Annotated in this window: 22 protein-coding genes and 1 tRNA gene; 8 read left to right on the top strand and 15 right to left on the bottom strand. The window is 61.3% G+C overall.

Going from position 1 to position 26,082, the window contains the following annotated elements:
• The 5 genes from KF827_RS06585 to KF827_RS06565 form a co-directional block, all read right to left on the bottom strand.
• Window positions 1–915: an ABC transporter permease gene (locus tag KF827_RS06585; RefSeq protein ID WP_291002222.1), complete on the bottom strand. Its 915-nt coding sequence runs from the start codon at window positions 913–915 to the stop codon at window positions 1–3.
• Window positions 912–1,853, bottom strand: a complete 942-nt coding sequence (locus KF827_RS06580; protein WP_291002219.1) for an ABC transporter permease — start codon at window positions 1,851–1,853, stop codon at window positions 912–914. Before KF827_RS06580 ends, KF827_RS06585 begins: the two co-directional genes overlap by 4 nt.
• Window positions 1,854–2,285: 432 nt before the next feature.
• The gene (locus KF827_RS06575) at window positions 2,286–3,035 is read right to left on the bottom strand and encodes a GntR family transcriptional regulator (RefSeq protein WP_291002217.1); all 750 of its coding nucleotides are present in this window, start codon (window positions 3,033–3,035) and stop codon (window positions 2,286–2,288) included.
• A 113-nt stretch (window positions 3,036–3,148) separates the two neighbouring features.
• Window positions 3,149–3,616 (bottom strand): RidA family protein, encoded by a 468-nt coding sequence (locus tag KF827_RS06570; RefSeq protein ID WP_291002214.1) that lies wholly within the window; start codon window positions 3,614–3,616, stop codon window positions 3,149–3,151.
• A 21-nt stretch (window positions 3,617–3,637) separates the two neighbouring features.
• On the bottom strand, window positions 3,638–4,402 hold the full coding sequence (locus tag KF827_RS06565; RefSeq protein ID WP_291002212.1) for an aldolase/citrate lyase family protein: 765 nt from the start codon (window positions 4,400–4,402) through the stop codon (window positions 3,638–3,640).
• Window positions 4,403–4,515: 113 nt separating this feature from the next.
• Here KF827_RS06565 and KF827_RS06560 point away from each other — a divergent pair, with 113 nt between their 5' ends.
• Window positions 4,516–5,370: an SMP-30/gluconolactonase/LRE family protein gene (locus KF827_RS06560; protein WP_291002204.1), complete on the top strand. Its 855-nt coding sequence runs from the start codon at window positions 4,516–4,518 to the stop codon at window positions 5,368–5,370.
• Window positions 5,371–5,494: 124 nt separating this feature from the next.
• Here KF827_RS06560 and KF827_RS06555 read toward each other — a convergent pair.
• From KF827_RS06555 to KF827_RS06540, 4 genes are all read right to left on the bottom strand, one after another.
• Window positions 5,495–5,571 (bottom strand) — tRNA-Ile (locus KF827_RS06555).
• Between the two features lie 37 nt (window positions 5,572–5,608).
• Window positions 5,609–7,714, bottom strand: coding sequence for an RNA polymerase sigma factor RpoD (gene rpoD / locus KF827_RS06550; RefSeq protein WP_291002201.1), 2,106 nt, complete (start codon window positions 7,712–7,714; stop codon window positions 5,609–5,611).
• A gap of 112 nt (window positions 7,715–7,826) precedes the next feature.
• Complete coding sequence (gene dnaG / locus KF827_RS06545; protein ID WP_291002199.1) at window positions 7,827–9,716, bottom strand: DNA primase; 1,890 nt, start codon at window positions 9,714–9,716, stop codon at window positions 7,827–7,829.
• 39 nt (window positions 9,717–9,755) lie between these two features.
• A complete protein-coding gene (locus KF827_RS06540; RefSeq protein WP_291002197.1) occupies window positions 9,756–10,214 on the bottom strand; it encodes a GatB/YqeY domain-containing protein in 459 nt (152 codons plus the stop codon).
• 283 nt (window positions 10,215–10,497) lie between these two features.
• Between KF827_RS06540 and carA the strand changes: the two genes are divergently transcribed.
• The 5 genes from carA to KF827_RS06515 are packed head-to-tail and all read left to right on the top strand — an operon-like array spanning window position 10,498 to window position 16,985.
• Window positions 10,498–11,664, top strand: coding sequence for a glutamine-hydrolyzing carbamoyl-phosphate synthase small subunit (gene carA / locus KF827_RS06535; RefSeq protein ID WP_291002190.1), 1,167 nt, complete (start codon window positions 10,498–10,500; stop codon window positions 11,662–11,664).
• An 8-nt stretch (window positions 11,665–11,672) separates the two neighbouring features.
• Window positions 11,673–14,900, top strand: a complete 3,228-nt coding sequence (gene carB / locus KF827_RS06530; RefSeq protein WP_291002187.1) for a carbamoyl-phosphate synthase large subunit — start codon at window positions 11,673–11,675, stop codon at window positions 14,898–14,900.
• 19 nt (window positions 14,901–14,919) lie between these two features.
• Window positions 14,920–15,393, top strand: coding sequence for a transcription elongation factor GreA (gene greA / locus KF827_RS06525; protein ID WP_291002184.1), 474 nt, complete (start codon window positions 14,920–14,922; stop codon window positions 15,391–15,393).
• A gap of 9 nt (window positions 15,394–15,402) precedes the next feature.
• A complete protein-coding gene (locus tag KF827_RS06520) occupies window positions 15,403–16,290 on the top strand; it encodes an alpha/beta hydrolase (protein WP_291002181.1) in 888 nt (295 codons plus the stop codon).
• 2 nt (window positions 16,291–16,292) lie between these two features.
• Window positions 16,293–16,985 carry a response regulator transcription factor gene (locus KF827_RS06515; RefSeq protein ID WP_291002176.1) on the top strand — a complete coding sequence of 231 codons (693 nt, stop codon included), beginning with the start codon at window positions 16,293–16,295 and terminating at the stop codon, window positions 16,983–16,985.
• A 31-nt stretch (window positions 16,986–17,016) separates the two neighbouring features.
• Here KF827_RS06515 and KF827_RS06510 read toward each other — a convergent pair whose 3' ends face one another.
• A complete protein-coding gene (locus KF827_RS06510; protein ID WP_291002173.1) occupies window positions 17,017–17,775 on the bottom strand; it encodes an enoyl-CoA hydratase-related protein in 759 nt (252 codons plus the stop codon).
• An 86-nt stretch (window positions 17,776–17,861) separates the two neighbouring features.
• On the opposite strand from KF827_RS06510, the gene KF827_RS06505 reads away from it, so the two are divergent.
• Window positions 17,862–18,692 carry an MBL fold metallo-hydrolase gene (locus KF827_RS06505; protein ID WP_291002170.1) on the top strand — a complete coding sequence of 277 codons (831 nt, stop codon included), beginning with the start codon at window positions 17,862–17,864 and terminating at the stop codon, window positions 18,690–18,692.
• Entirely contained in the window at window positions 18,692–19,540 is an 849-nt protein-coding gene (locus KF827_RS06500; RefSeq protein ID WP_291002166.1) for a class I SAM-dependent methyltransferase, read from the top strand. Before KF827_RS06505 ends, KF827_RS06500 begins: the two co-directional genes overlap by 1 nt.
• Window positions 19,541–19,556: 16 nt before the next feature.
• On the opposite strand, the gene KF827_RS06495 is transcribed toward KF827_RS06500, so the two are convergent.
• Genes KF827_RS06495 through KF827_RS06475 form a run of 5 tightly spaced genes read right to left on the bottom strand, consistent with a single transcriptional unit; the run spans window position 19,557 to window position 26,080 of the window.
• Window positions 19,557–20,726: an ABC transporter permease gene (locus KF827_RS06495; protein WP_291002163.1), complete on the bottom strand. Its 1,170-nt coding sequence runs from the start codon at window positions 20,724–20,726 to the stop codon at window positions 19,557–19,559.
• 10 nt (window positions 20,727–20,736) lie between these two features.
• Window positions 20,737–21,762: an ABC transporter permease gene (locus KF827_RS06490; protein ID WP_291002160.1), complete on the bottom strand. Its 1,026-nt coding sequence runs from the start codon at window positions 21,760–21,762 to the stop codon at window positions 20,737–20,739.
• Between the two features lie 15 nt (window positions 21,763–21,777).
• Window positions 21,778–23,682 carry an ABC transporter substrate-binding protein gene (locus KF827_RS06485; protein ID WP_291002157.1) on the bottom strand — a complete coding sequence of 635 codons (1,905 nt, stop codon included), beginning with the start codon at window positions 23,680–23,682 and terminating at the stop codon, window positions 21,778–21,780.
• Window positions 23,679–25,574, bottom strand: a complete 1,896-nt coding sequence (locus KF827_RS06480; RefSeq protein ID WP_291002154.1) for an ABC transporter ATP-binding protein — start codon at window positions 25,572–25,574, stop codon at window positions 23,679–23,681. Before KF827_RS06480 ends, KF827_RS06485 begins: the two co-directional genes overlap by 4 nt.
• Window positions 25,571–26,080 carry a hypothetical protein gene (locus KF827_RS06475; RefSeq protein WP_291002152.1) on the bottom strand — a complete coding sequence of 170 codons (510 nt, stop codon included), beginning with the start codon at window positions 26,078–26,080 and terminating at the stop codon, window positions 25,571–25,573. Before KF827_RS06475 ends, KF827_RS06480 begins: the two co-directional genes overlap by 4 nt.
• Window positions 26,081–26,082 lie beyond the last annotated feature (2 nt).

Here is a 26,082-nt window from a genome sequence, read left to right as displayed (position 1 = left end):
TCAGATGTCCTTGACCAAACGGCTGTCCAAGGCATCACGAAGGCCGTCGCCAACGACATTTACTGCGAGTACGGTTGCCGACAGAAAGGCAGCGGGAATCAACACAATGAGCGGTTTGACCTGCCAAAGCGACCGGCCTTCAGCCATGATGTTGCCCCATGACGGAATGGAGGCGGGCGTGCCGGCGCCGATGAAGGAAAGCGTTGCTTCAATGATCATGGCGCTGGCGCAGATATAGGTGGCTTGCACGATGATGGGCGCTGCTGCGTTTGGCAGAATGTGGCGGAGGATGATTTGTGTGGATTTGGAGCCGGAGACGACACCGGCTTCTACCCAAGCCAGTTCGCGGAGCGAAATCACCACCGAACGCACTAGGCGAGCCACACGCGGGATTTCGGCGACCGTAATGGCGAAAATGACGTTTGAAACCGATGGCCGAATCAATGCCACCAACGCGATTGCCAACAGGATTGACGGGATCGACATGACGGCGTCCATCGCTCTCATGATGACGCCCTCAGAGGCCCGGATGTAGCCAGCCATCACACCCAACAGGACGCCGATGCCGGTGGCGAGAGCCGCAACCGAAAAGCCGACCGTCAGCGAAACGCGGGTTCCATAGAGAACACGAGACCACAGGTCACGGCCAAGAGCGTCCGTACCAAAGAAGTGCTCAGCCGATGGCGGACGGGTGCGTAGCGCCGGGTTGATTGCCAGCGGATCCACAGTTCCAAGCCATGGGGCGCAGATGCCGATGAACAGGATGATTGCAATTCCGGCCAGCCCAATGCTGACCGACAGATTGCGCTGAATCACCCCTAGCAAGCCGGGACGAGGCGTCCGCTCTTCCAGGATATCCGGGAGAGGCGTTGCGACCGCCGGGGTTTCGAGGAAGCGAGGCGTATGTTCTGTCAATATTTAATCCTCGGATCGAAGAACGGGTAGATGAGATCAATCACGAGGTTGATCACCATGTAGGATAGTGAAAACAGCAACACGACCCCCTGGATGACCGGATAGTCGCGGCGCAGAATGGCGTCAGCGGTCAGGCGGCCGATGCCGGGAATGGCAAATACCGACTCCGTGACAACAGCGCCGCCAATGAGCAGGCCGACACCCAGGCCAACAATGGTGACCATCGGTACGGCAGCGTTCTTCAGGGCATGGCGGAACAGCACGCGCTGGGCGTTTGCGCCTTTGGCTTTTGCGGTGCGGATATAGTCCTGCTGCAGGATTTCGACGAGCGCCGCACGGCCGATGCGGGAAATCAGCGCGACGTAGCCAGTGCCCAGGGCGAAGGCAGGCAGAATCAGGCTGCGGAGCCAGGGCCAGATACCCTTGGAAAGCGGGGTGTAGCCCTGGATGGGCAACCATTGCAGCTCGATGGCAAGGATGTAGCTGGAGCAGTAGGCGAAAACGAATACCGGGACCGAGAAGCCGGCCACGCCCAATAGCATCACGATGCGATCAACAGCCGAACCACGCTTGGCGGCCGCAAGGACTGCCAAAGGCACGGCCACACTTACGGACCACAGGAGAGTGAGGATGGTCAGGGAAAGCGTGGGCTCCAGGCGTTGGGCAATGAGGTTGGTGACTGGCACGTTCGAGACCAGGGAAACACCGAGATCGCCATGGGCGAGGTTCCAGAGCCATGTGCCAAATTGGATATGGAAGGGCTGATCGAGCCCCATGCGGCTGCGGATCTGGGCAATTTGCTCAGGAGTCGCCTGGTCGCCTGCGAACAGCACGGCGGGATCGCCGGGCGACAGGTACAGGAGACTGAATACCAAAAGGGTCACGAGAAACATGACCGGAACGGTCGTCATGACTCGTTTTGCTACGATCTTAAGCAACGTCTACACGCCCCCTAATTGTCCAAAACAATATATGATATTTCAAAAATGCATTGCAACTGGATTCTTTGGTTTCAGTTGAATGACTTCGCCGGACTGCTGGCAAAACGACTCCTTCAGGACAATCGCGTCGGCTGGCGCGATTTGTCGGCATTCCGAATTGGCCGTTGATGGATTGGCGTTAGCATGAATGTTATGCAGCCGCATCCATGCTGGTCTAGGCGGGGGGGCCGGGAAATGACGCGCGCCGATATCATAGCGTGCGCATAAGCTGCAATACACATCCTGTCAGCGCGCCCGCATCACTGATGATTGCGGTTGATCGAACTCAAAGCACCTGCAGTAGCGGCGCTAGATTGGCGCTAGATCGGCGTTGTATTGTCGGCGGCGATTCTCTGCAGCGCGCCTTGCTGGTGGAAGCGCAGCGCCCAATCAGGCCGGAGAGCGGGCTTTACGCGTTTTCTTCTTAGGTTCGCCGACGGCATCAGCTTTCATCTGCTCGATGATGCGGTAGGAACCTTCGCGCAAGTCTTGAACCACCAACTCCCCCGCTTCAGCCGGTGATCGGCGAGAAAGCGCATCGATAACCAGTAAATGCGGGTGCATTTCCGCGGCTGCCTGGCGGATATGCGGATACTGGTAGCTGATGATTGGGCCAGCCAGCAGCCAAAGATTCTCTATGCAGCGCACCAGAATTTCGTTACGGGACGCCCGATAGATTGTGAAATGAAACTCCTGATTGGCGACCAGAGCCGCTTTCCACTTTTCGGCACTTTCGCAATCCATGAACGCCTGATGAAATTCGCGCAGCTTCTGTATTTCATCATCGGTGATATTTACGGTACTCAATTCGGCCGCAAGTCTTTCCAGCGGGGCGCGAGTCTCTCGGATGTTGATGTATTGGGCAATCGAGAGTTCAGGGACGCGCGGTTGGTACCCGAGCTTCAGCTCTAGTGCGCCTTCGCGCACGAGCTGGAAAATAGCTTCTCGGACCGGCGTCGGCGACGTGTGATACATGTCCGCAAGCTTGCGAATGCTGAGCCGCGTACCTGGGGCATATAGACCGGTTAGAAGCGACACACGCAGACGAGAATAAATCCGATCAGAAAGGCTGTCCCGGTTCAACCCGATCGCTTCATCGGGATATTGCTCTGGATTGAGGGTATCAGTCTCTGCTGGCATGGCTCTATGGTCGTTTACAGGTCAACGTCCCACGACAAGGGAAGGTAAGATTTGGCATATACTATAAGATATTGAGTTTGAACAGGAAGCCGGTTGGCTGGCAACCTGGTATGTCATCGGACCTCCACGACCATTTCGATTTCCACTGAAATCTGACGGGGAAGCGAGCCTGCGCCAATTGCGGATCTGGCATGAGCGCCGCGCTCTGGGCCGAATATGGCTATGAGCAGGTCAGAGCAGCCATTTATGACCCGGGGGTGGTCGCCGAAGTCCGGCGCCGCATTCACGAAACCCAGCACCTTCACGATGCGCCCGATCGAATCAAGCGAGCCCAAGGCATCATGGGCAAGCGCCAGCAGATTGAGGGTGCACAGTTTCGCATGTTCGTAGGCTTCTTCCGTGCTGACATCCGCGCCGACTTTGCCGGTAAAGGACTTTCCGTCGGCCATAACCGGACCTTGCCCGGACAGGAAAAGCAGGCTGCCGGACTGGGCCGAGGGCACGAAATTGGCGACCGGCTTGCGCGGCGGAGGCAGAACAAGGCCCAGCGCTATCAGGTTTTCAGAGGGCGACATTTCCATACAGCTTTCTTCAGTTTTTGCTTAATCCCGCAGGTGTAGCGCGGCCAGAGCTTCTTTTGCTGCCTTCATCATCAAGGAAGCATCGCTTCCGACGGTGACGAAATTGAAGCCCATATCGATCATTCTATTGGCATAGAGCGGGTTGATCGTATGGATGCCGGCGAACTTTCCGCGGCGACTGGCTTCTTTGGTAACCGTCGCATAGATGTCTAGAATCATCGGCTCTTCGCGGTCAAAGATGGGACGAAGCCCCATCGCAAAGCCGAGATCGCTCGGCCCGACATAGACGCCGCTGACGCCCGGAACATCGAGAATTGCTTCGAGATTTGAGACGGCTTCCGCCGTCTCAATCATTGGAAGCACCAGTACCTCATCGTTTGCAATATCCTGGTATAGCTTATCGCCGCCATAGCTGCTTGCGCGGTTCGGGCCATTTGACCTGCGTCCGACCGGCGGATACAGGCAGGCATTCGCAAGGGCTTTGGCTTCTTCGGCCGTATTCACGAGCGGGCAGATGACGCCCCAGGCCCCGGCGTCCAGCGCTTTGCCGATGATGCCGGGCTCGTTCGAGGGAACGCGAACCAGCGGCGTGACGGGGAAAGCCGACATTGCCTGGAAGCAGTGAACCATGCTTGCGTAGTCCTGCACGCCATGCTGCAGATCGACGGTAATGCTGTGCCACGCACACCGAGCCATCACTTCTGCAGAGTATGCCGCCGGTATAGAGAGCCAGCCGTTTACGCAGGCGCTTCGCGCCTGAAGGCGCATCTTCAGAGTATTCCGCATGGTCAGAACCTTGTGTTAAATCCAATCTATATAGTATATGATATATCAAATTACGCAATGCGGTGCAGACCGGCTGCGAAGCCGCAGTTATAGCCGGGCCCCAGGGACGAGCGATGGACTTCAAAAAGTGTATCTCATTTGAATTGAACCTGGGCGAAAGCCCGGTTTGGGACGTTGCGCGCAACCGCCTCTGGTTTGTCGATATCCTGGCGCCATCCATTCATCTGCTCGATCCAGCGACTGGCGATGTCCAGACTTTTCGGATGCCTGCAGATGTGGGCAGCGTCGGCTTAGCGAAAGGTGGCCGACTGGTTGTTGCTCTTAGAACCGGGGTCCATCTGTTTGATCCGGCCTCAGAGAAGCTTGAGTTTCTGGTACATCCGGAGCCCGATCTCAGTATGAACCGTCTGAATGATGGCAAAGTTGGCCCTGATGGCTGCTTCTGGGTAGGCAGCATGCACGATGCTGTTCCGCGCGCTCCGACTGGTGGGCTTTATCGTGTAACGCCGAGCGGTGAATGCACACGCGTTGTCGAGGGCATGCGGGCATCGAACGGATTGGCCTGGAGCCCGGATGGCAAGGTTATGTATCACGCCGATTCCAGGGCCCCGGATATCAGGGCCTATGACTTTGACAGGGTGAGCGGTCGCATTTCAGGGATGCGGACGATTGCAACGCCCAGCGAAGAGGTTGGCCTTCCAGATGGTGCCGCTGTCGATATCGACGGCAACTACTGGAGTGCCGGAATAACCTCAGGCCACCTCAACAAATTCTCGCCAGACGGCGTGTTGACTGAGGCAATAGAATTGCCGATGGCGGCGCCGACAATGCCCTGCTTTGGCGGACAGGACATGAAGACAATGTACATCACCTCGCTTACGCGAGCAGGGGGCGACGAAAAATTCCGCGGGACACTGATTTCTTGGGAAACCGATACCGTCGGAGTGACTGTCGGAGAGTTCGGTTAAGCGGAAACAGCCCTCTTAGACGTTGGCTGGTCGCCTTTGTCAAATAAGCGCCCAGATTTCGCAACGATTGGCCTGAAACGCAGCTTGTCCGATGAATGCCGACAATTTCAACATAAGGGGAAAATGGTGGGCCCGGAGGGACTTGAACCCCCAACCAGACCGTTATGAGCGGCCGGCTCTAACCAATTGAGCTACAGGCCCGGATAGCCGGAGAGGGGAGGGCGCGGGCCCTTCCCCCTCAGGTATCGAGGAAGGAGCGCAATTTACGCGAACGGCTCGGGTGCTTCAACTTGCGCAGCGCCTTCGCCTCGATCTGGCGGATACGTTCGCGCGTCACGTTGAACTGCTGGCCGACTTCCTCCAGCGTATGATCGGTATTCATGCCGATGCCGAAGCGCATGCGCAGCACGCGTTCTTCGCGCGGGGTGAGGGTGGCCAGCACCCGCGTGGTGGTTTCGCGCAGGTTGGAGTTGATCGCGGCATCCACCGGCAGGATGGCATTCTTGTCCTCGATGAAGTCGCCGAGATGGCTGTCTTCCTCGTCGCCGATGGGGGTTTCCAGCGAGATCGGTTCCTTGGCGATCTTCAGCACCTTGCGCACCTTCTCCAGCGGCATGCCGAGCTTGGTGGCCAGTTCTTCCGGGGTCGGCTCGCGGCCGATCTCGTGCAGCATCTGGCGGCTGGTGCGCACCAGCTTGTTGATCGTTTCGATCATATGCACCGGGATGCGGATGGTGCGGGCCTGGTCGGCGATCGAGCGGGTGATCGCCTGCCGGATCCACCAGGTGGCATAGGTGGAGAATTTATAGCCGCGGCGATATTCGAACTTATCCACCGCCTTCATCAGGCCGATATTGCCTTCCTGGATCAGATCGAGGAATTGCAGACCGCGATTGGTGTATTTCTTGGCAATCGAGATGACGAGGCGCAGGTTGGCCTCCACCATCTCCTTCTTCGCCATGCTGGCTTCGCGTTCGCCTTCGCGCACCTGCTTGTAGAGGCGCTTGAATTCGTTCACCGGCAGGCCGAACTGGGTTGCCAGCACGGCGATGTCGTCGCGGATCGGCTTCACGCTGGTGGCGGCATTCTCGGCCAGCTTGGGCCAGCCCTTATGGGTCTTCAGCTTGCCGACGCGGTCCAGCCATTTCGGGTCCAGCTCGTTGCCTTCATACTGGCGGATGAATTCCTCGCGGGGAATCTTGTAGCCTTCGGCCAGGCGCAGCAGGCGGCCTTCCAGCATCATCAGCTTCTTGTTCAGCGAATAGAGATTCTCCACCAGCGTTTCGATACGCGCGTTGGAGAGATGGACCGACTCCATCAGCCGCACCATTTCATGCTTCAGCTTGGCGTAGGATTTGTCCTTCTTCGCATCGGCATCGGCATGCACAAGGGCGGCCTGCAAACGCTCTTCCTGCGTCTTCTGCAGCTTCTTGTAATGCTTGGCGATGGCATCGAAGGCTTCCAGCACGCGCGGCTTGAGCTGCGCTTCCATGGCGGCGAGCGAGAGATTGGCCTCGTCTTCCTCGTCCAGTTCCTCAGGCGTGGGCGCGCCGTCGGCGGCCGGCGCATCGCCAGGCTTGGCGGCGGCCTTGGCCGGCTTGGCGGCTTCCGCCTTCGGATCGGATTTCTTGGTTTCCTTGGCAAGCAGTTCCTTGGCAGCGGCAGCAATTGCGGCGGCCCCGGGATCCTTGAGCGCGGCTTCCTTCTCGGCGGCCTCTTCGGCCTTTACGAGTTCTTCTTCCTCGTCCAGCGCGCTGTTGTCAGGACCGCCGCCGCCCATGGTGGCTTCCAGGTCCACCACGTCGCGCAGCAGCAGCCGGCCTTCCACCAGTTCATCGCGCCAATTCACGATGGCCTGGATGGTGAGCGGGCTTTCGCAGATCGCGCCGATCATCTTCTCGCGACCGGCCTCGATGCGCTTGGCGATGGCGATTTCGCCCTCGCGCGACAGCAGCTCCACCGAACCCATCTCGCGCAGATACATGCGCACCGGATCGTCGGTGCGGTCGGCCTCGGCCTTCGGGCCTGCGGTCTCGCTGGCCTCGGCCTCGGCTTCGCCTTCGGCTTCTTCCTTTTCGGCCGGGGCGTCTTCCTGCTCCTCGGATTCCACGATGGTGATGCCCATTTCGGACAGCATCGCCATGGTGTCTTCGATCTGCTCGGACGACACCTGCTCGGGCGGCAGGACGGCGTTTATCTCATCATACGTGACATAGCCGCGCTCCTTGGCGCGCGACAGCATGCGCTTGATGGCGGCAACGGATGCATCGATCAGGGGAGTATCGGCGGCATCTTCCTTCTCGGGGGCTTCGGAGGATTCAGATGCTGCTGCTTGCTTGGCCATGCCGGTTCCTGACTCGTCAGCCTGTCGGGCAACACCCTAACAGGCCTGGAAAAACACACAAAAGCGACGCAGGCTGAGCCGTTCCGGGTGGAACGGTCGTCAACCTGAGCGCTCAAAGCTCGTCGGAGGCCGATACCTGGCTCCGGACACTGCCCAACTCGGCCTGCAGGGCGGAAAACCGCCCCCAGGCTTCGGGGCTCATATTATCGGCGAGTTCGGCCTGTGCCACCGCCAGTTCCTGTTCCAGTTCGGATAACCGGTAGCGCTGCACGGCTTGAATCCAGCCTCTCTCGACTTTATCTCTCGGGCTGTCGGCGCGGGTGAAGGGTTCCACCAACCGTCCCGTCTCGCCATCCAGAAGCTCGAGTTGGGCCTGCAGACCCTGTCCCTTCAAATGGGCAACCAGGGCCTCGCCGTCAAGACCCGGATGGCGGGAGGTTTCTTCTAGAATCCGGCTCTTGAGGCTGTCAAGCGCAGCATTGCGAAATGTCAACCCGGCGAAGCTGTCGCTATGGTCCTCAGCCAGCCAGGGATGCAGCAGAAACCCCAAAAGCAGGGCTTTTTCGCGGCGATCCGAGGATTCCTGCGGAATCGGGCTGGTATCGCCCAAAGGCCGGCCGAATTTGCCCCCTGGCGCCCAGGGATTGGCGGAAAAGCCCCCGGGGCGGGGACCGCCCCGTCCGCCGGGCCCGGAGCCGAATTTACCCGGACCGTTGCGACCGGGGCCCTGGCGGCCGGGGTTGAACAAACCGCGCAGGCGCTCGCGCAAGTGGTCGCGGTAATGCTGCTGCACGATGGTATTCTTGATCCGGCCGGCCTGATCATAGAGCTGGGCTTGCAGGGCGGCGCGGCGCTCGGGCGTGTCGATGGGCTGGCCCTCGGTTTCCTTGCGCCAGAGCATTTCCGCCATGGGCAGGGCGGCGGCCAGCACAGCCTCCATGGCGTCGCGGCCCTGAGCCTTGATCAGGTCGTCGGGGTCTTGCCCGCCGGGCAGCAGGGCGAAGCGCAGCGATTTGCCGGGTTCCAGCAGCGGCAGGGCGCGGTCCACGGCGCGGAGCGCGGCCTTCATGCCGGCCTTGTCGCCATCGAAGCACAGCACCGGCTCGGCGGCCATGCGCCAGAGCAGGGCGATCTGTTCTTCGGTCAGCGCTGTGCCCAGCGGTGCCACGGCATATTCAAACCCGGCCTGGGCCAGCGCGATCACATCCATATAGCCTTCCACCACCAGCACCGTGCCGGCGGCGTGGGCGGCCTCGCGCGCCATGGCGAGGTTGTACAGCGTATGGCCTTTGTGGAACACGGCGGTTTCCGGCGAGTTGAGGTATTTCGCCGGCGCGTTCGGGTCCATCGCCCGGCCGCCGAAGGCGATCACCCGGCCGCGCCGGTCGGCGATGGGAAACATCACACGATTGCGGAAGCGGTCGAACAACTCGCCGTCATCCGATTTTATCACCATGCCGGCTTCCACCAGCAGGGCATCGGGAATCTTGCGCGCGCGCATGGCTTCCAACAGGCCGGTGCGGCTGTTGGGCGCGAAGCCCAAGCGGAAGCGTTCGATGGTTTCCGGCTTCAGGCCGCGCCGTTCCAGATAGGCCTTGCCCTCGCGGCCGGCCTGGGCATTCAGTTGCGCGCGATACCATTCGGCAGCCGCCTCCAAAGCGCTGCCGAGCGAGGCGGCCTGTTCGGCGCGTTCACGATCCTGCGGGCTGGATTGCGGCACTTGCAGCCCGGCTTCGGCGGCCAGCTGCTCCACCGCATCGGGGAAGGGCAGGCCGTTATGGCGCATCACGAAACCGATCACATCGCCATGGGCGCCGCAGCCGAAGCAGTGGAAAAAGCCCTTGTCGTCGTTGACCGTGAAAGAGGGCGACTTTTCGTTATGGAACGGGCAGAGGCCGGAAAACTCCCGGCCGCGTCGGGTCAGGCGCACGGAGCGGCCCACCACGCCCGATAGCGGCACGCGGTTGCGCAATTCCTCCAGGAATGAATCCGGAAACGCCATGTCAGACTACTCCGGATGCCGGTCGTTGGACGGGCAGCCTCAGCTCAGCAGGGCCTTCAGGATAGCCGAGGCTTTGCCGAAATCCATCTGGCCGGCATATTTGCCTTTCAGCGCGCCCATCACCTTGCCCATGTCTTTAATACCTTGGGCGCCGATTTCGGCCACGGCGGCTTCAGCCGCGGCCTTGATCTCGGCTTCTTCCATCTGCTTGGGCAGGAAACCCTCGATGATGGCGATTTCGTCCTTTTCCTGCTCCACCAAGTCGGCACGGCCGCCCTGTTCGTACATGGTGATGGATTCCCGGCGCTGGCGCACCATGGTTTGCAGCATGGACAGGATCTGATCGTCCGGAATGCCGGTGCGGTCGGCGCCATCGGTGCGGGCCGCGATATCGCGGTCTTTCAGGGCGGCCAGGATCAGACGCAGCGTGGCAGTACGCCGGCTGTCCTTGGCTTTCATGGCATCTTTCAAAGCCTGGCTCAGGCTGTCGCGCAGCATCGCGGTACTCCGGGAATCGATTTGCGGAAAGGGCGCAGCATAACCGAAGCGATGATTTCACGCAAAAACTTTAACCCATTGATCCAAAAAAGAATTTCATAAAAATACTGGGCTTGACTGGCAGGCCGGATTTGTTATGGTCCGGCCCCGGTCGCCGGGCATCTTCGCTGCCTTGGCCGCACACGCACACCCAGGGTCTGCCCACAGCAGTGGGAATGCTTGCCTCGGAGCCGCCAAACGGCCCCATTGCCAAGCTGCGGCCCGAAGCCTGGAGTACCGGATCATGTCCGCATCGAAGCCCCAACCCGCAGCCCTCGGGCCAACGGGAATCGTAGTGCTGGCCGATGGCAGTGTATTTCGCGGCCAGGGCCTGGGCGCCGAAGGCGATGCGGTGGGCGAAATCTGCTTCAACACCTCGATGACCGGCTATCAGGAAATCCTCACCGATCCCTCCTATGCCGGGCAGATCATCACCTTCACTTTTCCGCATATCGGCAATGTGGGCGCCAATGCCGAGGATATCGAAACCACCGGCATCGCCGCGCGTGGCCTGATCCTGCGCGCACCGATCACCGATCCGTCGAATTTCCGCGCCGAGCATCATCTCGATGGCTGGCTGAAGGCGCGCAACCTGGTGGGCATTTCCGGCATCGACACCCGCGCGCTGACCCGGCGCATCCGCGATCTGGGCGCGCCCAATGGCGTGATCGCCCATAGCGCCGATGGCAATTTCGATATCGATGCGCTGGTCGCCAAGGCCAAGGCCTGGCCGGGCCTGGAAGGTATGGACCTCGCCATCGAGGTGAGTTGCCGCCAGACCTATCAGTGGGACCAGACGCGCTGGGCGCTGGGACAAGGCTACGGCGTGCAGAGCGCGCCGCGCTTCCATGTGGTGGCGCTGGATTTCGGCATCAAGCGCAACATCCTGCGTTGCCTGGCCTCGGCCGGCTGTAAAGTCACCGTGCTGCCCGGCAATGCCTCGGCCGAAGACGTGCTGCGTCACAAGCCTGACGGCGTGTTCCTCTCAAACGGCCCCGGCGATCCGGCGGCCACTGGCGTGTATGCCGTGCCTACCATCAAGGCGCTGGTGGAGAGCGGCAAGCCGGTTTTCGGCATCTGCCTGGGCCATCAGATGCTGGCGCTGGCTTTGGGCGGCAAGACCGCCAAGATGGAACGCGGCCATCGCGGCGCCAATCATCCGGTGAAAGATCTGGAAACCGGCAAGGTGGAAATCACCAGTCAGAATCACGGTTTCTGTGTGGTTGAGGAAACTCTGCCGGCCAATGTGGTGCGCACCCATGTGTCGCTGTTCGACGGCTCCAACGAGGGCCTGAAGCTCACCGACAAGCCGGTCTTCTCCGTGCAATATCACCCCGAGGCCTCGCCCGGCCCGCAGGATAGCCATTACCTCTTCGAGCGCTTCGTGGGCTTGATGGAAAAGGCGAAATAAGGTCTGCCATGCCAAAGCGCACTGACATAAAAAGCATCCTCATCATCGGCGCCGGTCCTATCGTGATCGGCCAGGCCTGCGAGTTCGACTATTCCGGCACCCAGGCCTGCAAGGCTTTGCGGGAAGAGGGCTATCGCGTCATCCTGATCAACTCCAACCCGGCCACGATCATGACCGATCCCGGCCTGGCGGATGCCACCTATATCGAGCCGATCACGCCCGAAATCGTGGCCAAGATCATCGAGAAGGAGCGGCCCGACGCACTGCTGCCCACCATGGGCGGCCAGACCGCGCTGAACACCGCGATGAAGCTGGCCGAAATGGGCGTGCTGGAAAAGCTGGGCGTGAAGCTGATCGGCGCCAGCCGCGATGCCATCGCCATGGCGGAAGACCGCGAGCTGTTCCGCCAGGCGATGAACCGCATCGGCCTGGACATGCCGAAATCCGGCACCGCGCATACCCTGGAAGAAGCCCGCGCCGTGCTGGCCGAAACCGGCCTGCCTTCGGTGATCCGCCCCAGCTTCACGCTGGCCGGCACCGGCGGCGGCATTGCTTATACGCGCGATGAATTCGACGAGATCGTGCTGCGCGGCCTGGATGCCTCGCCCACCACCGAAGTGCTGATCGAGGAATCGGTGCTCGGCTGGAAAGAATACGAGATGGAGGTTGTCCGCGACCGCAAGGACAATTGCATCATCATCTGCTCGATCGAAAATATCGATCCGATGGGCGTGCATACCGGCGACAGCGTGACGGTGGCGCCCGCGCTCACCCTCACCGACAAGGAATACCAGATCATGCGCGACGCCTCGATGGCGGTGTTGCGCGAGATCGGCGTGGAGACCGGCGGTTCCAACGTGCAATTCGCCGTCGATCCCGCTACCGGCCGCATGGTGGTGATCGAGATGAATCCGCGCGTGTCGCGCTCGTCCGCCCTGGCCTCCAAGGCCACCGGTTTCCCGATCGCCAAGGTGGCGGCGAAACTGGCAGTGGGCTACACGCTGGATGAGTTGATGAACGACATCACCGGCGTGACCCCGGCATCGTTTGAGCCGACGATTGATTACGTCGTCACCAAGATGCCGCGCTTCACGTTTGAGAAATTCCCTGGCACCGACCGGTTGCTGAATACGTCCATGAAATCCGTGGGCGAGGCGATGTCGATGGGGCGTTGCTTCCAGGAGAGTTTGCAGAAGGCCCTGCGTTCGATGGAGACCGGTTTGACCGGCCTCAACGAAGTGGCGATCCCCAATGTGGAAGAGAACGACAAGGATGTGATCATCGCGGCGCTGGCCAAGCCGACGCCGGATCGGCTGCTGGTGATTGCGCAGGCCTTCCGCCAAGGCCTCACGCTGGCCGAAATCAATGCCGCCTGCAAATACGATCCGTGGTTCCTGGCCCAGATCGAAGAGATCGTGCGCACCGAGCAGGGCGTGCGCAAGAATGGCCTGCCCAAGGATGCCGCCGGCCTGCTGGCGCTGAAACGCATGGGCTTTTCCGATGCGCGGCTGGCTGAATTGACGGCCGCTAAGGAAGCCGATGTGGCGGCCAAGCGCCGCGCTTTGGGTGTGGTGCCCAGCTTCAAGCGCGTGGATACCTGCGCGGCCGAGTTCGAAAGCCAGACGCCCTATATGTATTCCAGCTACGAAGCCGGCGAGGCTGAATGCGAATCGCGGCCGACGGATCGCAAGAAGGTGATCATCCTGGGCGGCGGGCCGAACCGTATCGGCCAGGGCATCGAATTCGATTATTGCTGCGTGCATGCCGCCTATGCGCTGAAAGAGGCCGGCTTCGAGACCATCATGGTCAATTGCAACCCGGAAACCGTGTCGACCGATTACGACACGTCGGACCGGCTGTATTTCGAGCCGCTGACGGTTGAGGACGTGCTGGAAATCGTGCGCGTGGAGCAATCCAACGGCACGCTGCATGGCGTGATCGTGCAATTCGGCGGCCAGACGCCGCTGAAACTCGCCGCCGGTCTGGAAGCCGCCAATGTGCCGATCCTCGGCACCTCGCCGGATGCCATCGACCTGGCCGAAGACCGCGAGCGGTTCCAGCAATTGCTGGCCAAGCTGAAACTGCGCCAGCCGGAAAACGGCATTGCGCGTTCGGAAGCCGAGGCCCGCGAAGTGGTGGCGCGTATCGGCTATCCGGTGGTGATCCGCCCCAGCTATGTGCTGGGTGGCCGCGCCATGGAGATCGTGCGCAGCAATGCCCAGCTCGAACGCTACATGACCGAAGCGGTGCGCGTCTCCGGCACCTCGCCGGTGCTGATCGACGGCTATCTGTCGGATGCCATCGAGGTGGACGTGGATTGCCTGGCCGATGCGGAAACGCAGTTCGTGGCCGGCGTGATGGAGCATATCGAGGAAGCCGGCATCCATTCCGGCGACAGCGCCTGCGCCTTGCCGCCCTACAGCCTGGGGCCGGATATCATCGCCGAGATCGAAGTGCAGACCCGTGCGCTGGCTCGTGCGCTGGGCGTGGTCGGCCTGATGAATGTGCAATACGCTGTGAAGGATGGCGTGATCTTCATCCTCGAGGTGAATCCGCGCGCCTCGCGCACAGTGCCCTTCGTTGCCAAGGCCATCGGCGCGCCGTTGGCCAAGATCGCTTCCCGTGTGATGGCCGGTGAGAAACTGGCCAGCTTCGGCCTGGTTGCCAAGCGGCATGATCATGTGGCGGTGAAGGAGGCGGTGTTCCCCTTCGCGCGGTTCCCCGGCGTGGACATCATCCTGGGGCCGGAAATGAAATCGACCGGCGAGGTGATGGGCATCGACCGCGATTTCGGCATGGCTTTCGCCAAGGCACAGCTGGCCGCCGGCACCATCCTGCCGGTGAAGGGTGCGGTATTCATCTCGGTGCGCGATGGCGATAAGCCGGCGCTGGTGGAAGCCGCCCGCCGCCTGACGGAAATGGGCCTGGAAATCGTGGCCACCAGCGGCACGGCGCGGTTCTTCAGCGAACATGGCATCCCGGCGCGTTCGGTGAACAAGGTGATGGAAGGCCGCCCGCATATCGTGGACTCGATGAAGAACGGCGAAATCCAGCTGGTGTTCAACACATCGGAAGGTGCTGCCTCGATCCGCGATAGCTTCGATCTGCGCCGGACCGCCCTGATGAACAAAATTCCCTATTTTACCACCGTGGCCGGGGCAAAAGCGGCGGTGCGGGCCATCGAGGCATTGCGGGCGGGAAGCCTTGCAGTAGCCCCCTTGCAGGCTTATTTTTAAAGTTTGTAAGGGGAGTGCCATGCAGAAGATCCCGATGACCGCCAACGGCTATCAGCGCCTGGAGGCGGAACTGAAGCATTTGAAGTCCGTCGAACGGCCGGCCGTGATCCGGGCGATCTCGGAAGCGCGCGAGCATGGCGATCTGTCGGAGAATGCCGAATACCATGCCGCCAAGGAGCGCCAGGGCTTTATCGAAGGCCGGGTGATGGAGCTGGAAGACAAGATTTCCCGCGCCGATGTGATCGATACCAGCAAGATGACCGGCAAGACCGTGCGTTTCGGCGCCACCGTGGTGCTGGCCGACGAGGATAGCGGCGAAGAGAATACCTATCAGATCGTGGGTGTGGACGAGGCCGATATCAAATCCGGCCTGCTTTCCATCACCGCGCCGCTGGCCCGCGCTTTGGTGGGCAAGTCGGAAGGCGATGCCGTCGAAGTGGCAGCCCCGGGCGGCTCCAAGGCCTACGAGATCGTTTCCGTCGTCTATAAATAGGGATAGCCCATGGATCGGGCCGCGCTGGACAAGCAATACAACTTGCGCCAGGCGGTGCTGGGGCATCTGGATGACTTCGCCCGCTGGCGGCGGATGAGCGATGCCGCCCGCGCGGCGCTGCCGCATCGCGCCGATCTGGCCTATGGCGGGCATCCACTGGAAACCCTGGATTTCTTTTCCGTGCCGCAGCCCGGCCGGCCGCTGATCGTGTTCATCCATGGCGGCTATTGGCAGGCCATGGACAAGGCGGATTTTTCCTTCGCGGCGATGGGCTTCGCATCCGAAGCTGCCGGCCATCGGGCCAATGTGGCGGTGATCAATTATCCGCTGGCGCCTGCCGTGCGGATGGATCGCATCGCGGCAGCCAACCGCCGTGCCTTGCTCTGGCTCTGGCGCAATGCCGCCGAACTGGGCGCCGATCCCGGCCGGATTTATGCCATGGGGCATTCCGCCGGTGGCCATCTGGTGGCCGATGCGGCATTGGCCGACTGGCGGGCCCTGGCGCCTGCTGCGCCGCAAAATCTGTTGCGCGGCGGATTGGCGATTTCGGGGCTGTTCGATCTGCGGCCGATCCAGCAATGCTACCTCAATGATGGGTTGAGGATGGATCAACCCGAGGCCGAGCGGAACAGCCCCTTGCTGCGTTTGCCTTTTGCCCCCAGGCCTTTGGTGCCCATGGCTCTGGCCGTGGGCGAGCGGGAAACCGATGCATTCCACGAACAACAATCGGTATTTGCCCAGGCTTATCACGCCGCGGGCGGGGAGGTGATGGCCATCACAGAGCCACACCGGCATCATTTCGATATACTGGACGGACTTGGGCGGGCCGAGGGCTCGCCGCCGGATGGCCTGCGTGGCGCGATGCTGCGCCTGATCGAGCAATCGGGAGATGAGTAGGCATGAGTGGACAAAAACGGGTTCTGCTGGTCGATGACGACCGCACCCTGCAATCCTTGCTGGCCGAGCAGCTTGAGGCCACGCGGGAATTTGCGACCGTTTGCGTGAATGATGCCACTGCCGCCATCGCCCTGTTGCAGCGTGAATTGTTCGATGTGGTGCTGCTGGATGTGGGGCTGCCTGACATGGATGGCCGCGAGGCCTGCAAGCAGCTGCGCCGGCTGAATATCCGCACCCCGGTGATCATGCTGACGGCGGCCGATACCGATGCCGACACCATCCAGGGCCTGGAAGCCGGCGCCAATGATTATATCGCCAAGCCGTTCAAGATGGGTGTGCTGATCGCGCGCGTGCGGGCGCAGTTGCGCCAATTCGAGCAGAGCGAGGATGCCACTTTCACCATCGGGCCGTATAGTTTCCGCCCGGCCAACAAGATGCTGCTCGATAACGAGAAGGCGGGCAAGAAGGTACGGTTGACCGAGAAGGAAACCGCCATCCTGAAATATCTGCTGCGCGCCGGCCACAAGGCCGTGGCGCGCGACATGCTGCTCACCGAAGTGTGGGGCTATAACGCCGAGGTTTCCACCCATACGCTGGAAACCCATGTCTATCGCCTGCGGCAGAAGATCGAGCGCAATCCGGCCGAAGCCAAATTGCTGCTGACCGAGCCCGGCGGCTATCGACTGGCGCCGTGATGGATGCCGCCCTGCATGGCTTCCGGGCTGATCACCGCCCCTGGAAACGGGGCGGGCGGCGTTCGGCCATGGCGCGGCGGCCTTCCTGGAAATCCTCGGTGGAGAAGCTGGCGGCGCCCCTGTCGCGCGCCGCGCGTTCGTCGAAGCCATCCCGCGCGATCTCGTTGAAGCTCTGCTTCATGCCACGCAGGGCCAGCGGCGCCAGCCCGCAGATCGTGTCGGCCAGCGCTTGGCTGCGCGGCTCCAGTTCGGCGGCCGGCACCAGCCAGTCGATGAAATGCGTGCGCAGCATCTCGGCGGCATCGAAGGTTTCGGCGGCGAGAAACAATCGCTTTGCCGGGCCCAGCCCCAGCCGGCTGGCTGCGCGCCGCAAGCCATGCGGATGGTATTGGATGCCCAGCTTGGCCGGCGGGATGAAGCAGCGGATGCCTTCGGCACCGATACGAAAATCGCAGGCCAGCGCCAGATCCGTGCCGCCGCCATACACGCCGCCCTGCAGCATGCACAGCGTGGGGCAGGGCAACGCTTCCAGCCGATCGGCGGTGCGCTCCAGCGGATTGTCGCGCCAATCATGGTTGGCCACCGAGCCGAGATCCACGCCGGAGCAGAAGCTCTTGCCATTGGCACGCAGGATCAGCAACCGCATCCGTGGATCGGCGGCCAGTTCGATCAGCGCAGCATCCAGCGCGTCCAGATCGGTGATATCGAGCGCATTATGCTTTTCCGGCCGGTTCAAGGTGATCACAGCACGGTCGGCGGATTTTTCGAATGTAAAAGCTGTGGCTGACATGGCGGACATGGCCCTGGTGGATTCTGCTGCCGGGCATTTCGGCATAGTCGCTGCAGCGGCGCAAGCATCGATGCCGGAGCGGCGCCATGGCGATTGAGGATTTCTATGTCCGTTTCTGGGGCGTGCGCGGCTCGCTGGCCGTAGGGTCGCCCGAAGTGCAGCGCTATGGCGGCAATACCTCCTGCCTGGAAATACGCTGCGGCGACCATGTGCTGCTGTTCGATGGCGGCACAGGCATACGCGGGCTGGGCAATCTGCTGCAGAAGCAGGCGCCGTTGGATGTAGATATCTATCTCACCCATACGCATTACGACCATGTTTGCGGCTTGCCGCATTTCTGCCCGTTCTTCGATCCGCGCAACACCTTCCGTGTGCATGCCGCCCATGTAACCGATAGCATGGGCATCAAGGGCGTGCTGAAAACCATGATGACCTCGCCGCTATTTCCGGTGCCGCTGGAAATCTTTCAGGCCAGGATGAGCTATCACGATTTCCGGCAGGGCGAGGTGCAGCATCCCTATCCGGGCGTGGCGGTGCGCAGCGTGGCTTTGAGCCATCCCGATCTTGCCACCGGCTATCGCGTGGATTATCGCGGCAAGTCTATCTGCTATCTTACCGATACCGAGCATCCGCCCGGCGGACCCGATCCGGCCTTGGTGGATTTCGTGCGCGATGCCGATATCGTGGTGTATGACTCGATGTACACGCCTGAGCAATATCCGACCCGCAAGGGCTGGGGCCATTCCACCTGGGCCGCCGGCGTGGCCTTGTGCGATGCCGCCAATGTGGGCACCTATGTGGTGTTCCATCACGATCCCGAGCATAACGACGACGAGATGGATCGCATCGCGCAACGGGTGCAGGAAGCGCGGCCCGCCTCGGTGGTGGCGCGCGAAGGCATGATTTTGCAGCCCTGATGGCACAGCAGACAGAAACCTGGCGCGCAAAAATGCGCCGCTTCCGGCTTGGCCTGCAAACCCTGCTGGGTAGCAAGCGCGGCTTTTTCATTCCCTATCGCTATGCCGCCAGCATAGCAGACAGTCAGCCGGTTTATGCCGAGATCGAAGCCGTGTTGCGCTCCGCCGAGCCGCAATTCACTGCGGTGCTGCAACGCATTGCCGCCTATGAAGCGGCATTGAAGGCGTTTTCCGGCCCGCCGCCGGCGCCGCGTTTCGATCAGAGCTGGTTTCCCACTTTGGATGCAGCAGCCTGCTATGCGATCATCCGCGATGCGCGGCCGTCGCGTATCGTGGAAGTGGGCTCTGGCCATTCCACGCGCTTTCTGGCCCGTGCCGCGCAAGATGGCGGGTTTTCTTGCAACATCACCTGCATCGATCCGCAGCCGCGCGCCTCCTTGCGCGGGCTGCCGGTGGATTTCCGGCCCGGCATCGCGCAGACCGCCGATCCGGCGATCTATGCCGCGCTTGCGGCCGGCGATGTGCTGTTCATCGATTCAAGCCATATCCTGATGCCGGGCAGTGATGTGGATTTTCTGTTCAGCCGCGTGCTGCCGCGCTTGCCGGCCGGTGTGCTGCTGCATATCCACGATATCTTCCTGCCCGATGATTATCCCAGGCATTGGCTGTGGCGCGGCTATAACGAGCAGCAGCTTCTGCCGGCGATGCTGATGGCAGGCTGGCAGCCGATTTTCGCCAGCCATTATGCTGCTACGCGCATGGCGGCCAGCGTGCAGGCCGGCCCGGTGGGGCGCTTGCCGGCCTCGGCCGAGGCTTTGCCGGCAAGTATCTGGTTGCGCAAGCTTTAGCCGGCGCTAGCGGAACTCATTTATACGGGTCGGCCGCATCGCGCAGGCCATCGCCGAAGAAGTTGAATGCCAGAACCACCACCACCACAGGAATCGCCGGGGCCATCAGCCAGGGATACAGCGCAACCACATTGATGTTTTGTGCCTCGTTCAACAGCACGCCCCAACTGACGATGGGGGGACGCAAACCCAGGCCAAGGAAAGACAGCGCGGTTTCGCCCAGGATCATCGAGGGTATCGACAACGTGGCCGAGGCGATCAGATGGCTCATGAAGCTGGGCATCAGATGCCGGCCGATCACGCGGCTGGGGCTGGCGCCCATCAGCTGCGCCGCCGTGCAGAAATCCTCTTCGCGCAGGGAGAGCAGCTTGGATCGCACGGCGCGTGCCAGGCCCGGCCAATCCAGCAGGCCGAGAATGATTGTGATGCCGAAATAGACCAGGATCGGCGACCAGGTGACCGGCAGGGCCGCCGACAGCGCCATCCACAACGGCAATTCCGGCAGGCTGCGGATCAGTTCGATCAGGCGCTGGATCACATTGTCGATCCAGCCGCCGTAATAGCCCGATATGCCGCCCAGCACGATCCCGATGATGAAGCTGATGGCGATACCGATCAGGCCCACGGTGAGCGATATGCGCGTGCCATATACGATGCGTGAAAAGATGTCGCGCCCCAGCCTGTCGGTGCCGAACAGGTAGAAATTGCCGCCTTGGGCCGGGCAGACGAAATGGAACGCCATCGGCACCATGCCCCAGAAATCATACTGGTCGCCCCGGCAGAAGAAGCGCAGCTTCTGCACCTGCCGCGTATCCTCGGTATATTCGCGTTTCAGCGTGCGGGTATTGAGCTGGAAACGCTGGCCATAAACGAAGGGGCCGACGAATTCGCCTTCATGGAAGAGGTGGATCGCCGTGGGCGGCGCATAGATGGCGCGCGGGTTGCGCGTGCCCACGCCATAAGGCGCGATGAATTCCGAGATCAGCGCCGAGAAATAGATCAGCAGCAGGATGGCGGCGCTCCACACGCCCAGCCGGTGGCGTTTGAACTTCCACCACATCATCTGCCATTGCGAAGCGCGGTAATAGCGCTCCTGCTCGGGCGAGAGGGTTTCGACCGAATAGGGGTCGAAGGGTTCCTTGCTGACCCAATGGGTGAGGCGGTTATCCTTGGCGGCGTCGCTCATTGTGTAAACCCTACTTCGCCGCGCCGCCGGTAAGCCGGATGCGCGGATCCAGCACGGCAAGCAGAATGTCGGAAACCAGCATGCCCATGACGGTGAGCAGGGCCAGGAACATCAGGAAAGAGCCGGCCAGATACTGATCCAGCGATTGCAATGCGCCCAATAGCATCGGGCCGGCTGTGGGCAGGCTCATCACCACCGATACGATCACCGAGCCGGAAACGATGGAGGGCAGCAGGTTGCCGATATCCGATATGAAGGGATTGAGCGCCATGCGGATCGGGTATTTCACCAGCAGCCGCAACGGCGGCACGCCCTTGGCGCGCGCGGTGGTGACATATTGCTTCTGCAATTCATCCAGCAGGTTGGCACGCAGACGGCGGATCATCGCCGCCGTACCCGAGGTGCCGATCACCACCACCGGCACCACCATATGGGCCAGCAGCGATTTGATCTTCTCCCAATTCCAGGGCGCGTCGATCAGGTGTTCGTCCACCAAGCCGCCGACACTCATGCCGAACCACACATTGGCGTAATACAGCATCACCAGCGCCAGCAGGAAGTTCGGCGTGGCCAGGCCCAGATAGCCCAGCAGGGTGAAGCCGTAATCGCCCCAGCTATATTGTCGCGTGGCGGAATAGACGCCGATCGGGAAGGAGACCAGATAGACGAACAGGATGGTGAAGAAGTTGATCACAGCGGTCATTGCCAGGCGGTCGCCGATCAACTCACCCACCGGGCGGTTATATTCGAACGACCAGCCCCAATCGCCTTGCAGCAACCCAGCGAAACCGTTCGGGCCCGGGATGAAGCCCATCCAGATCGCGTATTGCTCAAGCACGCTGCGATCCAGCGCATATTGCGTACGCAAATATTCCGCGCGCTCAAGTGCTGCGGTTTCGCCCTGGGCCCGTAATTCAGCGATCTGATTGCTGAGAAAGTCGCCTGGCGGCAGCTTGATGATCAAGAAGATCAACAGGCTGATCACCAACAGCGTCGGGATCATCAACAGCAAACGACGGGCGAGATACATCAACATCGGGGATAGACCGCCTTACTGCTTCATCCAGAAGGTTTCCGGCCGGTACATACCAACCAGTGCGCCCGGATCCCAGTTGTAAATGCCTTCATCGGGCACGTTCACCAGCTTCTGGTTCACCACGATGGGCTGGAACACGCCGGAAATCACACCGATGCTGTACATGCGGTCGGCATGGATGCTCAGCATGCGATGCCAGATCTGTTCGCGCTTGGCGATGTCGCCGGTGTTCACCCATTGATCGTAGAGCGCTAGCAATTCCTTGGCTTCGGGTTCGTCGGGCGTTTCGCCCATCTGGCCCTTGGTCTCGTAGAACTGGCCCCATTTCGGCCATTGCAACTGGTATTGCGAAGTGGGGGCCAGTTCGATCGGGCTGGTATTGGCGATCGGCACGCCATTCTCCAGTCCGGTCCACACGCTCATCAGCGCCTCGCCGGCGAAGATGCGGTTGCGCAGCACGTCGCGCTGGCTCGGCTTGGGGAACAGCTTCACGCCGGCCTTGATCCAGGTTTCGGCGATCAGTTCCAGCACGTCCACCTGCTCGCTGCTTTCGCCGGCGGTTTCGATGATGATTTCCAGCGGGCGGCCATCGGGCAGCAGACGCACGCCATCGGAATTGCGCTTGTTCAGGCCCAGTTCGTCCAGAATCTTGTTGGCGCGGGCAAGATCGAATTGCGCATCCTTGGTCTGGTATTCCGGCTTGAACAACGGGCTTTCCGGCAGCACGGTGTTGTTGGATGCCAGCGCAAGACCGTAGAACAGCGACTGATTCACGGCCTCGCGGTCGATGGCCAGCGACAGGGCCTGGCGGAACCGTGCTTCGCGCAGCAATTTGCGCCAGACCGGATCGTTGGCATTCATGTTGGGGAACAGCGCCAGATGCGAACCCTTGGCGGTCTTCCACAGCAGGGTGCGATAGCCGGCGCGCTTTTCGTTTTCCTTCAGGAAGGTGAAGTTGCTGAAGGTGATGACGCGGAATTGCAGGTCGGCCTCGCCGGCGCCGGTCTTGGCCGGAATCAGCTTGCCATCGGCCTGCGACATCAGCACGCGGTCGAGATAGGGCAATTGCACGCCATTCTGGTCCACGCGATGGAAATAAGGATTGCGCACTGCCACGAAGCGGATGGCCGGCGGCCGGGTCTGGATCATCCAGGGATCCAGGGTGGGCAGATCGGGATTGTCGGTCTCGATCATGTTGTCCAGCTTGTTGTGCAGCGAGGCCCAGTTGGCGCGGCGCTCCTTGGCGGCCAGTTGCGCCAGCGTGGCGGCATCGGTGTAGCGGGCGTGGAACTGCTTCAGGTAATGCGCCGGGCGATATAGGTTGAAGGCGGCGGTGCCGGCAATGCGCGGCAGGAAGTTGGGATTGCGCTTGCTCCAGCTATAGCGCACGGTCAGTTCATCGGGAAACTCCGCCTTGGCCAATTCGCCATCGGCATAGAGATCGATCGGCGGGCCGGACGGGCTGATTTCCTTGTTGTTGGCCACATCCTCCCAGTAATAACGGAAATCATCGGACGTGAAGGGCGCGCCATCGGACCATTTATGGCCCTTGCGCAGCTTGAAGGTGAACACCTTCTCATCCTCAACCGTGAAGCTTTCCACGATATCGGGCACGAATTCGTATTTGTCGTTGTAAACCACCAGGCGGGCATAGCCCAGCGTGTTGAGAATGCGCACATCGCGGGCACGCGGGATCAGCATGCGGATTTCGCCGCCCTGCTGACCCGGCTTGTAGGCGCCGGTGAGATTCATCTTCAGCGGCACGGCGGGCAGGCGCTTGTCCACCGCCGGCAATTTGCCGGCCGCAACATCTGCGGTAAGGCTATTGCTTTCCTTGTATTGCGCTTGAACGGGGTGCGATGCCAGAACGATCAGGCCGATCAGCGCGCAGGAAATAGAGGAAAAGGAAAAAGCTTTCATGCCACAAGCTCCCGTGCATCGGCTTCGGCGGATGCGCGAACAAAATGCCCGTTGCCGAGGTCGATCAACGCGGGGCGGGTTGTGCCGTCGATAGTGAAAGGGGCGGCCCAGAGCGCCGGATTGGATGCCTTGCCTTCCATCAGCAGCCGCAGATCGAGGCGGCAGGACGGATCGGGTTTGGGCACGGCGGCCAGCAGGGCCTTGGTGTAGGGATGCACCGGCTGCTTGAACAGCAATTCGCGCGGCGCCAGTTCCACCAGCCGGCCGGCGCACATCACGGCGATGCGGTCTGCGATGTAATCCACCACGGCCAGGTTATGCGAGATGAACAGGTAGGTGAGGCCGAGTTCCTTTTTCAGATCCTTCAACAGGTTGAGCACCTGCGCCTGGATCGAAACATCGAGGGCGGAAACCGGCTCGTCGCAGATCAGCAGGTCGGGCTGCAGGGCAAGCGCGCGGGCAATGCCGATACGCTGGCGTTGGCCGCCTGAGAAACTGTGCGGATAGCGCCGCAGATGGCGCACATCCAGACCCACCAGGGTCATCAATTCCTTCACGCGCTCGAACCGCTCGGCTTCGTCGCCGATCTTGTGGATCACCAGCGGCTCGGAGACGATATCGAACACCGTCATGCGCGGATTGAGCGAGGAGAACGGATCCTGGAAGATGAACTGCACTTTGCGGCGGTAATCGAACAGGTCCGCGCCGTCCAGTTTCAGAACGTCCGCCTGTTTGGTGCCGTCGTGATACTTGATGCTGCCTTCGTCGGGCGTTACGGCGCGCATGATCATTTTGCTGGTGGTGGTCTTGCCGCAACCGCTTTCGCCCACCAGCCCTAAGCATTCGCCGCGCAGCACATCGAAGCTCACATCATCCACCGCCAGGGCGGACGAGGCGGATTTCGCGGCGAACAGGCCGCTCTTGCGGATGCTGAAGCGCTTGGTCAGATGCTTCACTTCCAGCAGCGGCACGCCGGTTTCGGTGATGGTCTGGGCGCCGCGCTTCAGCAGGCCGCCCACTTCCGCCTTGATTTCGCGGATCGGCACCAGGCGCTCGCCGGGCTTCATGTCGAAGCGCGGCACGGCATTCAGCAGGGCTTTCAGGTAGGGATGCTCGGGATGGCGGAAGATGTCTTCCAGCGAGCCACGCTCCATCACCCGGCCGTGATACATCACCACGATCTCGTCGGCCATGTTGGCCACAACGCCAAGGTCGTGGGTGATCATCAGCACGGCCATGTCCAACTCGGATTGCAGATCCTTGATCAGCTTGAGGATCTGCGCCTGGATGGTCACGTCCAGCGCCGTTGTGGGTTCGTCGGCGATCAGCAAGGCGGGCCGGCAGACCAGCGCCATGGCGATCATGGCGCGCTGGCGCAGGCCGCCCGACAATTCGAAGGCGTAGGTGTTCAGCGCGCGCTTGGGATCGGGGAAGCCCACCAGGCGCAGCATCTCGGTGGACAATTCCTCGCCTTCGGCCTGGCTGGCATTGCGGTGCAGCCGCAGCGCCTCGACGATCTGGTTGCCGATGGTGTGCAGCGGGCTGAGGCTGGTCATCGGTTCCTGGAAGATGATCGAAATGCGGCCGCCTTGCAGCTTGCGCATTTCCGGCCCGCCGCGCTTCAGCTTGGCGATGTCGATCATGCTGTCGGGCAGGGCAGGATCGCGGAACAGGATTTCGCCGCCGGCAATCTCGGCTGAACGCGGCAGGATGCCCATGATGGCCTGGCTTACCACCGATTTGCCCGAGCCGCTTTCGCCGACCAGCGACACGGTCTTGCCGCGCGGCACGCGGAAACTCACGCCATCCACGGCCTTGATCGTGCCCTCCGCCACGCGGAACTGCACTTTCAGGTCGTTGACCTCGATCACCGGCTGCGACATATCGCTCATCGTGAAATATCCCGGCCCAGAAGGCGGCTGGCGTTGCTCAAACTACGGTCGTCCAATGTCAGGTTCAGGCGCGCGGCAGCCGCCAGGGCCTGTTCCACCAGCAGGGTGAAATCCTCTAGGTCGCTATCGGCGCGCAATGTTCCCCCGTCGCCCTGCATCGTAATCGTCATCCAGCCTTGCGAACCGTCGCGCCGGGTGGAGTAGTAACGCAGCGTCATGCCACGCAATCCATCCCAGTTCAGACGGCGCAAGCGGCCCCCGAACCAACCGGCACCTTGGCGGCTAACCCCCTCGGTATCCAGCTCGAACTTTGTCTGTAGCCGCAACACCGTATGCAGGGCGAGCCAGAGGAAGATCAGGCTTACCCCGCAAAGTATTGTAAAAATGACAGAAACCGGAGCAGTAAACAACATCAGAGCCAGGCAAAACAGCACCCCAAGGCCAGCCCGCAGCAGATCCGGCCACAATCGCGCCATGGGGTAATACATGCGGCTTATGACAACCATGC

This window comes from Ferrovibrio sp. (assembly GCF_019636075.1).
Classification (GTDB): domain Bacteria; phylum Pseudomonadota; class Alphaproteobacteria; order Ferrovibrionales; family Ferrovibrionaceae; genus Ferrovibrio.
Note: the sequence above shows the minus strand (reverse complement) of the source record. Positions and strands in the feature narration are given on the sequence as shown.

Bases quoted from the DNA above. Each gene is read 5' to 3' on its own strand.
- KF827_RS06485 (WP_291002157.1), bottom strand. From the start codon at position 23,682: ATGAAAGCTTTTTCCTTTTCCTCTATTTCCTGCGCGCTGATCGGCCTG.
- dnaG (WP_291002199.1), bottom strand. From the start codon at position 9,716: ATGGCGTTTCCGGATTCATTCCTGGAGGAATTGCGCAACCGCGTGCCG.
- carB (WP_291002187.1), top strand. From the start codon at position 11,673: ATGCCAAAGCGCACTGACATAAAAAGCATCCTCATCATCGGCGCCGGT.
- KF827_RS06515 (WP_291002176.1), top strand. From the start codon at position 16,293: ATGAGTGGACAAAAACGGGTTCTGCTGGTCGATGACGACCGCACCCTG.
- carA (WP_291002190.1), top strand. From the start codon at position 10,498: ATGTCCGCATCGAAGCCCCAACCCGCAGCCCTCGGGCCAACGGGAATC.
- KF827_RS06560 (WP_291002204.1), top strand. From the start codon at position 4,516: ATGGACTTCAAAAAGTGTATCTCATTTGAATTGAACCTGGGCGAAAGC.
- KF827_RS06480 (WP_291002154.1), bottom strand. From the start codon at position 25,574: ATGAGCGATATGTCGCAGCCGGTGATCGAGGTCAACGACCTGAAAGTG.
- KF827_RS06540 (WP_291002197.1), bottom strand. From the start codon at position 10,214: ATGCTGCGCGACAGCCTGAGCCAGGCTTTGAAAGATGCCATGAAAGCC.
- KF827_RS06505 (WP_291002170.1), top strand. From the start codon at position 17,862: ATGGCGATTGAGGATTTCTATGTCCGTTTCTGGGGCGTGCGCGGCTCG.
- KF827_RS06510 (WP_291002173.1), bottom strand. From the start codon at position 17,775: ATGTCAGCCACAGCTTTTACATTCGAAAAATCCGCCGACCGTGCTGTG.
- KF827_RS06500 (WP_291002166.1), top strand. From the start codon at position 18,692: ATGGCACAGCAGACAGAAACCTGGCGCGCAAAAATGCGCCGCTTCCGG.
- KF827_RS06575 (WP_291002217.1), bottom strand. From the start codon at position 3,035: ATGCCAGCAGAGACTGATACCCTCAATCCAGAGCAATATCCCGATGAA.
- rpoD (WP_291002201.1), bottom strand. From the start codon at position 7,714: ATGGCCAAGCAAGCAGCAGCATCTGAATCCTCCGAAGCCCCCGAGAAG.
- KF827_RS06520 (WP_291002181.1), top strand. From the start codon at position 15,403: ATGGATCGGGCCGCGCTGGACAAGCAATACAACTTGCGCCAGGCGGTG.
- KF827_RS06495 (WP_291002163.1), bottom strand. From the start codon at position 20,726: ATGAGCGACGCCGCCAAGGATAACCGCCTCACCCATTGGGTCAGCAAG.
- KF827_RS06565 (WP_291002212.1), bottom strand. From the start codon at position 4,402: ATGCGGAATACTCTGAAGATGCGCCTTCAGGCGCGAAGCGCCTGCGTA.
- KF827_RS06570 (WP_291002214.1), bottom strand. From the start codon at position 3,616: ATGGAAATGTCGCCCTCTGAAAACCTGATAGCGCTGGGCCTTGTTCTG.
- KF827_RS06475 (WP_291002152.1), bottom strand. From the start codon at position 26,080: ATGGTTGTCATAAGCCGCATGTATTACCCCATGGCGCGATTGTGGCCG.
- greA (WP_291002184.1), top strand. From the start codon at position 14,920: ATGCAGAAGATCCCGATGACCGCCAACGGCTATCAGCGCCTGGAGGCG.
- KF827_RS06490 (WP_291002160.1), bottom strand. From the start codon at position 21,762: ATGTTGATGTATCTCGCCCGTCGTTTGCTGTTGATGATCCCGACGCTG.